Raw genomic sequence first — 8,983 nt, forward strand, 5'->3', positions numbered from 1 at the left:
TGGCGGTGGGTCGAGAAGGAGAATATGAAATCAACATTGGCACTCCCCTGCAAAATCTGAGACCGCCACTGTCTATTGATGACTCAACGGCTCCTCAGCGTGTGGTCGATCGCCTGGTGCATCTCGCCAAGTATCAAGCCGTGCAAAGCCTGGATAATTCGGGGTCGAAACTGAGTCAGGCGATCGAGGTAGAGCTATTAAGAGAAGACGGAACACCCTTTGACACTCTCCAAAATCTGGTGGTGAAAAATGATGAGGTTGTTATCCTTCGTCTAACCAATCAGGGATCGCAATCGCTGAAAGTAGCTGTCCTGGATCTTGATCCAACCTGGGCAATCTGGCAGATTCCGATCGGGGGAATGGAGTCACCCTTCTTTAGCCTGGAGCGAGGACAGAAGCAAGAAATCATGCTCCGAATGAGCGTTCCAGACGACGAATTTTATCAGCAAACCAAAGAAACGCTGAAAGTCTTTGCAGTGCAAAAGGGATTGGCTGATTTTCGCTGGCTCACGCTGCCGCCGCTAGATGAGCCGCAGGAGCCGAGAGGGGCTGAACTGGAGCAGGCGTTAGAAGCCGAAAACGCTGTCACCCGTGGCGAAGCCGAAGGCGTTAATCCCCTGAATCAGCTTTTAGCGGCGATCGGGGCTGATTTAGATAAGGCTCCCCAGGTGACAAGAGCAGCAACGATGGTGGTTGACCCAAGGCAGGAGTGGGTGACAAAGCAAATTCAAATTGTTGTGGAGCGATAGGAAATTGGAGCGATTTAAGATTTCGATCGCCTCTGCCTCCATGCAAACTAGCCATTACTAGAAACTTTTATCGTGAGCAACACTAAGATGATTAATAGATTGCTATCGCAGGATGGAAACTAGTGCCAAAGCTCCTCATTCTTTCCTCGAATCCGAGACGCGACCTTGACCTGGAACGAGAAGTTTCAGATCTTGTCACAGCGGTACAGCGATTGGGAAAGTTTGAAATTGGGCTTGGGTTGGGTGTGCGTTCACAAGAACTACCAGGACTGCTGGCAGAACATTCTCCACAAGTGGTTCATTTTTGTGGGCATGGAGCAGGAGAACAGGGGTTAGTTTTCCAGGATGAGCAGGGGCGAGAACAGTTTGTTAGTACTGAGATTTTGGCGCGATTATTCAAGACTTTTGCCGATGAGATTAATTGTGTTGTCCTAAATGCTTGCGATAGCGATCGTCAGGCAGAAGCGATCGTTGCCCATGTCAACTATGTGGTGGGTATGAGTCAGCCCATTCTGGATATAGCTGCTTATTACTTTGCCACTGGCTTTTATCAGGGATTGGCGGCAGGAAAATCGCTCGAGCAATCGTATGAGTTAGGCTGTATTGCAATTCAAATTTGGAGCGAAACAAATTCCTCCGCCAGTCAGCAGTATCGCAAATTTGAATACGTTGGGGAGATTTCACAGTCTGAGCCTAAGCTACAAGAGCATTTGAAGCCTGTATTGCTAAAGAAAAGGGAGTGGATAGCGATTGAGGAAATTGCGATCGGCTCAACTCCGGAAATTCCTCTGGCAACATCTTCTGAACATTCACTACAGTTCGTTGAATTTGTGCAGCAGGAAATTGATCGCAAAGAATATAAAGATCAAGCGAGAACAGCTTATGACAATTTTGGACAGTTTTCAGCTCAAACTGCGAATGCTTTAGGCAAATCAGAGTACAAGCAGCGTCAAATCCTTTTAGGCAAGGTAAAGGAATTCTGGATTGAGGGATTTCTCAAGCCGTCGCTTCAGGGAATTGATGCCCTCAAGCTTGAACTAACAGCCAGACCGGATGCGATCGCTGATCGATTTCAGGGAATTGAAGCGTTGGCAGTGGAGTTGGATAGCTCCTATGAGATACTGCGGGAGACGCGCATCCATGAGGAAATTGGCGGAGGACGGACGCTGCTGATTCTGGGTGAGCCGGGAGCCGGGAAAACGATTGCCCTGCTACAACTGGCACAACGCTTGATCGATCGCAGTGAGCAGAATTTAACTTTGCCAATGCCTGTTGTGTTTAATTTGTCGTCCTGGGCAAAGGAGCGCAAATCAATCGTCGATTGGTTGATCGATGAACTGCGAGAAAAATATCAGGTTCCCAGGTCGTTGAGTGAACCCTGGATAACTCAGCAGCAGCTTATTCTGTTACTGGATGGACTGGATGAAGTCAGAGAGGACTATCGCAACGATTGCGTTCGGGCTTTGAACGAGTTTATAGAGCTGTTTCCTCAGACCGAGGTAGCAGTTTGTAGTCGGGTGCGAGATTACGAAGCCCTGAGCGAACGCCTACAGATTAGCAGTGCCCTCTGCCTTCAGCCGCTCTCGCCTAAGCAGGTGTATGAGTTTTTGGACAAGGTCGGTGGATCTCTGGCAGGTTTGAGAGCCTTGCTCAAACAAAATTCTGACCTGGAGCAGTTTGCTCAAACCCCACTGATTTTAAACTTTATGAGTGCGGCATACCAGGGGTGGTCAATGGAAAAGTTGAGGGATGAACTTCGCTCAACTTCGCATCGCAGCCAACACTTATTTGAGACTTATATCGGTCGGAGGCTAGAGCGGGGTGCTGCTTCAGAATATTCTAAGCATCAGGTGCTGAGCTGGCTGAGTTGGCTGGCAGGTCGAATGGTACAGGAAAAGCAAACGGTATTTTTGATTGAGAAGATGCAGCCAACCTGGTTAAAGAATCGCAGCGAGGAAAGAGCTTATCGAATTAGAACCTTTATAGTTTCTGGGCTGAGTGTTGGGCTGATTGCTGGGCTGATTGCTGGACTGATTTTTGGGCTAAATTATGAGCTGAGTGGTAAACCGCTTAATGGGCTGAGTATTGGGCTGAGTGTTGGGCTGAGTGTTGGGCTGGGTGTTGGGCTGAGTGTTGGGCTGATTATTAGCTTATCCCGAAAAATATTACCTTTAGAGAAACTGAGTTGGTCGTGGCAAAGGGCAAAGTCTGGATTTATTCGCGAATTGTTTAGTGGAGTTGGTTTTGGGCTGATTGGTGGGCTGATTGGTGGGCTGTGGTATGGTTTTGGGCTGATTGGTGGGCTGATGCGTTATGGGCTGATTTTTGGGCTGGGTGGTGGGCTGATTTTTGGGCTAGGTTTTGGGCTGGGTAGCGGACTGGGCAGCTCTGACATCGTTCAACGAGCAGTTCCGAATCAGGGAATTCGCACCTCTCTAAGAAATGGCCTTTTCATTGGGCTGATTTATGGGCTGATTTACGGGCTGATTTTTGGGCTGATTTTTGGGCCGATTTATGGGCTGATTGATGGGCTGTGTTTGGTGCTGATTTACGGGCTGATTCTTGGGCTGGTTTTTGGGTTGAAATATGGTGGAATTGCTTGCATTCAACACCTCACTTTACGCCAGTTGCTTCACGAGAAAGGGCGCATTCCCCAAAACTATGCCAAATTTCTTGACTTTGCTTCAGACCGTCTCCTAATGAAAAAAATTGGGGGTGGCTATGTCTTTTTCCATCGAATGCTGCTAGAGCATTTTGCCCGAATGAATCTTAACTAAATTTAAGCTAGAGGGCTGCGTTGGATTCTAGTTGGCGTGAGAGAAAAGTGAAGATATCCAGCTTTTGGAGAACGAATCATGGTGAGTAAAGCTCCGATGAAAGATATGGTCGTCATCCTTCCCGGCATTTTGGGAAGCACGCTGCAGAAGGATGGCAAAGATCTCTGGGCAGTTTCCGGGCAGGCAATCTGGCAGGTGTTAACCCGATCGACCCAAACAATCAGCAATCTCAAACTAATTCAAGATAATTCTGAAGTAGACAATCTGGATGATGGTATTCGCCCCACAGGTTTGATTCAAGATACGCATCTTATTCCAGGCTTCTGGAAGATCGATGGCTATACTAAAACCACACGTTTGATTACTGATAACTTTGATATCATTCCGGGTGATATTTACAATGACCCCGATAATAAAGCCGCAAACTTCTATCAGTTTCCCTATGATTGGCGGCGAGATTGTCGGGCGAATGCGCGAATTCTGAAAAAGCTGATTGATAAGCGGCTGAAATGTTGGCGAGAAAGTAGCGGAGCCGCTGATGCCAAAGTAATTCTAATGGCGCACAGCATGGGAGGGCTTATCTCTCGCTATTACCTGGAAGTGTTAGAAGGCTGGCAGGATAGCCGTGCTTTGTTCACCTTTGGCACACCCTATCGCGGTTCGTTGAAAGCCGTTAACTTTCTAGCAAATGGCTATAAGAAGCTTTTCCTGGATTTGACCGAAGTGATGCGATCGTTCACCTCCGTCTACCAGCTTTTGCCCATCTACAAAGTCATCAACATCAACGGAGAATATCATCGGATTGCAGAAGTCGAGGGTTTACCGAATATTGATCAGATGAAGGCACAGGATGCACTGGCATTCCATCGAGAAATCGAGGCGGCAGTCGAGCGGCATCGGCAGGACGAAACCTATCTGCGATCGCTGGCAGTTGTGCCGATTTCGGGCGTTCAGCAGCCCACGCTGCAATCTGCAACTCTGATGAACGGCAAACTGACGGCAACTGAAGATTTACCCGCCGTGTTACAGAACCGATCGGATCTGGGTGACGGCGATGGAACGGTTCCCAAGGTTTCCGCGATCCCGATCGAGCGATCGAAGGAGTTTGATAATTTCTTTATTGCGGAGCAGCATGGGGGCTTGCAAAATCAGGCTCAGGTGTTAGATAGCCTGCTCAACACGCTGCGCATGAGCCAGTACACCCTATCCGATGTTCGGGCGAAAACCCCTCAAACCGCCATTAGCTTGAGCCTGGATGATTTGTATCTGGCAGACGAACCCGTTGCTCTACGAGCTAAATTGATCGGTGTACCTGACTCAGCCCCCGGAAAACTGAAAGCTGAGATTGAATCGGTGTCGAGCAAGCGACCTGCGCTGAAACTCGATTTTGTGGAGCAGGAGCAAGAATGGATTTTGGCGATCGAAGACTTACCCGCAGGACTGTATCGCGTCAGGGTGCAGGCAGACAATTTGAACGAGCAGGCTCCAACACCTGTCCATGATGTGTTTGAAGTCGTGAGAGTTTGATTGACAGTTATTAAGCAGACAGACGAGGAGAGAAAGGAATGAGCACTGCACAGAACGAAAGACTATCTTCACGGGACAACCCGTTAGAGGAAGGACAATAACCTATGAAACGGTTTTTACTCCCTGTTTTCCTTCCTTTCCTGCTATCGCAAAGTATCGCAACGGCTCAAACGGCTCCGCAGGCTCCAGCCCCTCCTGACGTGCCATCTGTTCCTCAGGGGCAACCCGTCATCGGCAATCAACCTCCTGTTATTCCCTTACAGGGCACAGACCAGATTCAGCTTCGCCTGGTCAATTGCAGGGCAATCAATTGCCTTTTGTCCCGCCTTTTTCTGCCCGCCAGTAGCCGACTCAACCAACTGAGCCTGGAATTGGACAACCCCTCCGCAACGCCAGTTCAAATTCTCAGCTCAGCCGTCTCCGTCCGGGGAGAATTCAACCTCTATCCGCTGACCAGTAACGCCCTGTCGCTGCCCCAGGAGCCAATCACCCTCCCTGCCCAGCAAATTACGACGATTCCCCTGACCATTAACCGTTCTGTGATACCGCCCGATCGATACATTGGCAAAATTTACCTGGTTCAAGCAAACCAAAGTAACCGTCTCGTGCTGCCCGTGAATATGAGCGTGCGATCGAGTCCGCTGATGCCTTTGCTCGTGCTGCTTCTCGGTATTGTTCTGGGGCAATTGTTCAAATATATGCAGGAACAGGGCGGTCCTCAATCCAAGGCACGCAAGAAGGTGTATCAACTGGAGGAGGATATTCGAGACGCGCATCCAGGGGATCGCAAAATTCTGCTCCCCATGATTCGTGACGTCCGAAAGCGGGTCTATCGGCAACAGCTCGAAGTGGTTGATACTCAAATTACGCTCATCCAGAGCCGACTGGCAGTGCTGAATCAACTGCGATCGATCGAGAATGGGCTTTACGAGAAACAAAAGCAAAATGATCTGATCGACGAGGAAACCTTTGGGCAAATCCAAACTGCACGAGACCTCATTGCCCGGGGGCAAGATGATGCAGCAACGACCGCTGTGAGTGAAATTTTGCAATCGATCAGTGCGACGAGACGCGGCGGCGCAGCAGATGATTCCGACTCAACGGCAGCAGCTCTCCACAATGTGGCTGTCAATCTCGATAAAAGCGCACGCAATGCGATCGTGGAAGCGGAAAAAATAGAGCCTCCAACCCGAAGCGAGCAGCTACAGCAATTTCTGGTCTCGCTCTCAGGGTTTTCAGATCAGGCACGTGCTGAAGCGACCTTCTGGTTTGTTCGTCCGTTGCTCTATCTGGTCTTGCTCACTGGTTTGACCCTTACAGGCTTAAACACGCTCTACATCGAGAAAGGCGATGCCTTCGGAGCCAGACCTATGAGCGATTATCTGGCGCTGCTGCTGTGGGGATTAAGTGCCGATGTTGCAAGTCGCAGCCTCAGCAATTTACAGGGGCAACGGCAGTGAAGCCAAGACATAAGTAGCTAGTATGCATTATTTTAAGGCGTGAGCGAAACAGCAAAATCACCACTGATGTCAGCATTGATAAAGAAACGATCGTCCATCAAATCCTGTTAACCGATCGCTACAGCATCACCTTTGAGTCTATTTCAGCCTTTGACGCTAACTTTGAAGCTGCGATTAATCTGGCGAATACGCTTAATGCAGGCAGAGTGGCATTTGATCTAGAACAAATTGCGAAAAAGCAAGTGATCATTCGTGTGAATGATGGCAATGAGTATTTGATTGCGTTGAAAGATATTGATTGGGATGACCTTTAGCAGTATTGATTTTTCAGGCAGAAGCACAGCAAAACTTCGCGAACGTTTGTATTGATTGCTAATGCCAAGTGTTTTTGTTTCTGAATTTTGCTTGATAGGAGTTGAAATACTACTTTAAATGGACATTAGAGTTGAATTCGCCCTGCCATCTACCGCTTTTGCCCCCTACTCCTATGAAAATCCTGATCCTGGCATCTAACCCGCGCAAAGACCTCAATCTCGATCGCGAAATTCGAGAATTAAAGCATGTGATTGAAAGATCTCGCAACCGAGAGCAATTTGAAGTAGAAGACGCTTTGGCAGTACGGGTTGGGGATTTGCAGGATCTGCTCCTCGAAAATCAACCCCACATTGTTCATATTTGCGGACATGGTGGCGGTACGGCAGGGTTGGTGCTAGAGGACGACGATGGCAGGGAGCAGTGGGTAGGAACGGAAGCTTTGCGGGATTTGTTTCGGCTTTTCTCCAGCAAAGTCAGATGCGTTTTGCTGAACGCCTGCTATTCCAACGAACAAGCAAATGAAATCGTCAACTGCATTGATTATGTGATCGGGATGGAGCAGGAAATTCGCGATGATGCCGCGATCGCCTTCTCTAAGGGATTTTATCGGGCACTGGGATATGGCTGTTCGGTTGAGGAAGCTTATGCGTTTGGCTGCAATGCAATTCAATTAGAAATTACCAATCGATTAGCAGCGCGATCGCCCACTCACAGAAGTGCGGCACAGGCGGACACGCCAGATCTAACTCGCAAAGCTGAGGTGGTTGAAGCAGTCAAAACCACGATTATTCCAGAACACCTGAAGCCGATTCTCAAAAAAAGGCAAGGACTGTCTCTCGGTAACGTATGGCAACCTCAGTCCAGCCCGTCTCTTCCACAAGAAAAAAAGGAAGAAATTCAGTGGGAGTTAGCTCAGGAACTGATCAGCTCTCAGCCTGAAAGCGTGCAGGCTCAACCTGAAAAAAATTCCGATCGCATTTCTCAAAGTCAGGCTCAGAGCCAGCCATCCTACAGTCTTCTAGAAGTTCCTGCCTCACGTCGTCGGCGCACCACTCCACTGCTCATCGTCAGCATCGTCGGCATCCTGGCTGGGCTGCTTTCATCGATTGGGATCTACACTTATCGCCAGAGGTCATTGAACCAAACAGAGCCATCTAACACAGAGCAGGCACAAGTTCTTCCACCATCAGCCCCAGCGGAATCCCCTAACTCGGAGCTGCCCAGTAAAGAACTGTCCGATCAGGAGCTTCTAGAACAGGCAAAGGAGTTTGCTAACAAGAATCAGTGGAAAGAGGCGATCGCTGTCCTTGCAAAGATTCCTGCTGATAGTCCTGTCGCTGAACAGACTAAAGCCTATCTCACCGAATGGTCAGATTCATTACTGAAACGGGCACGCGAGCTTTACGACCAAGGCGATCTAGACGGAGCATTGATAGGGGCTCAGGGCATTCCCGACAATAGCCCTAACCATGAACAGGCGAAAGCAGCGATCGCAGCCTGGACAGCAGAAAAAGAAACGGGAAATAAGATCCAATTTAGTTTGACAAATGCGTGGGATGTGCAGGGCAGCAGGCAATTGCTTTCAACAATCCAGAGTCCCGGGTTTCTGGAAAAAATGAAAGCGGACATTGCAGCGATCGAGGTAAAAATTCTGGCAAATGCACAGGAGCTTTATGCGGACGGTAATAGGGACGAGGCTTTGCAAAAAGCCCAGATTATTCCTGAAGGCAGTCCTTCCTATCTAGAAGCGCAGAGGCTGATCGCAGCTTGGAAGGAAATTGAGCGGACACCTAGTCCTAGCCCGAATCCCACTCCCACTCCACCTGTTCCTACCCAAACTTCCAAGCCAAGTCCACCCGATAATGGCTGGTTTTTTGTTCAATCTGAGTACGGTTGGTTATCTGAGCGATTAGTGACTGAGGAAGATTTGCAAGGTAAAACTGCAATTGAGCTAGACATTTTAAGAAATTCTCTCTTTGCAAGATATGGACTGAGGTTTAACAACCCTGAACTTCGGGCAGCATTTGAGGCTCAACCCTGGTATCAACCGACCGGCATTAGCTTCGGTGAGGTCTATAACAAAATGTCTGAGCTTGAGCGGCAAAATTTTCGAGCAATCTGTAAGTTTCAGAAGGAGAGAAATCCTAGCTTGAGT

General features: G+C 48.8%; 5 protein-coding genes. All 5 read left to right on the plus strand.

From position 1 onward, the window contains the following. On the plus strand, positions 1-749 hold a 749-nt coding region (locus tag H6F80_RS06050), incomplete at its 5' end, for a hypothetical protein (protein WP_518523530.1). A 122-nt stretch (positions 750-871) separates the two neighbouring features. Continuing rightward, positions 872-3,526 carry an NACHT domain-containing protein gene (locus H6F80_RS30275; protein WP_190790692.1) on the plus strand — a complete coding sequence of 885 codons (2,655 nt, stop codon included), beginning with the start codon at positions 872-874 and terminating at the stop codon, positions 3,524-3,526. Between the two features lie 78 nt (positions 3,527-3,604). Then, entirely contained in the window at positions 3,605-5,053 is a 1,449-nt protein-coding gene (locus H6F80_RS06060; protein ID WP_190790693.1) for a lipase/acyltransferase domain-containing protein, read from the plus strand. Positions 5,054-5,157: 104 nt separating this feature from the next. After that, positions 5,158-6,513: a hypothetical protein gene (locus H6F80_RS06065; protein WP_190790694.1), complete on the plus strand. Its 1,356-nt coding sequence runs from the start codon at positions 5,158-5,160 to the stop codon at positions 6,511-6,513. Between the two features lie 487 nt (positions 6,514-7,000). Continuing rightward, a partial coding sequence (locus H6F80_RS06070) for a YARHG domain-containing protein (protein WP_190790695.1) occupies positions 7,001-8,983 on the plus strand: 1,983 nt, incomplete at its 3' end.

This window comes from Leptolyngbya sp. FACHB-711 (assembly GCF_014695615.1).
GTDB lineage: Bacteria > Cyanobacteriota > Cyanobacteriia > Elainellales > Elainellaceae > Leptolyngbya_A.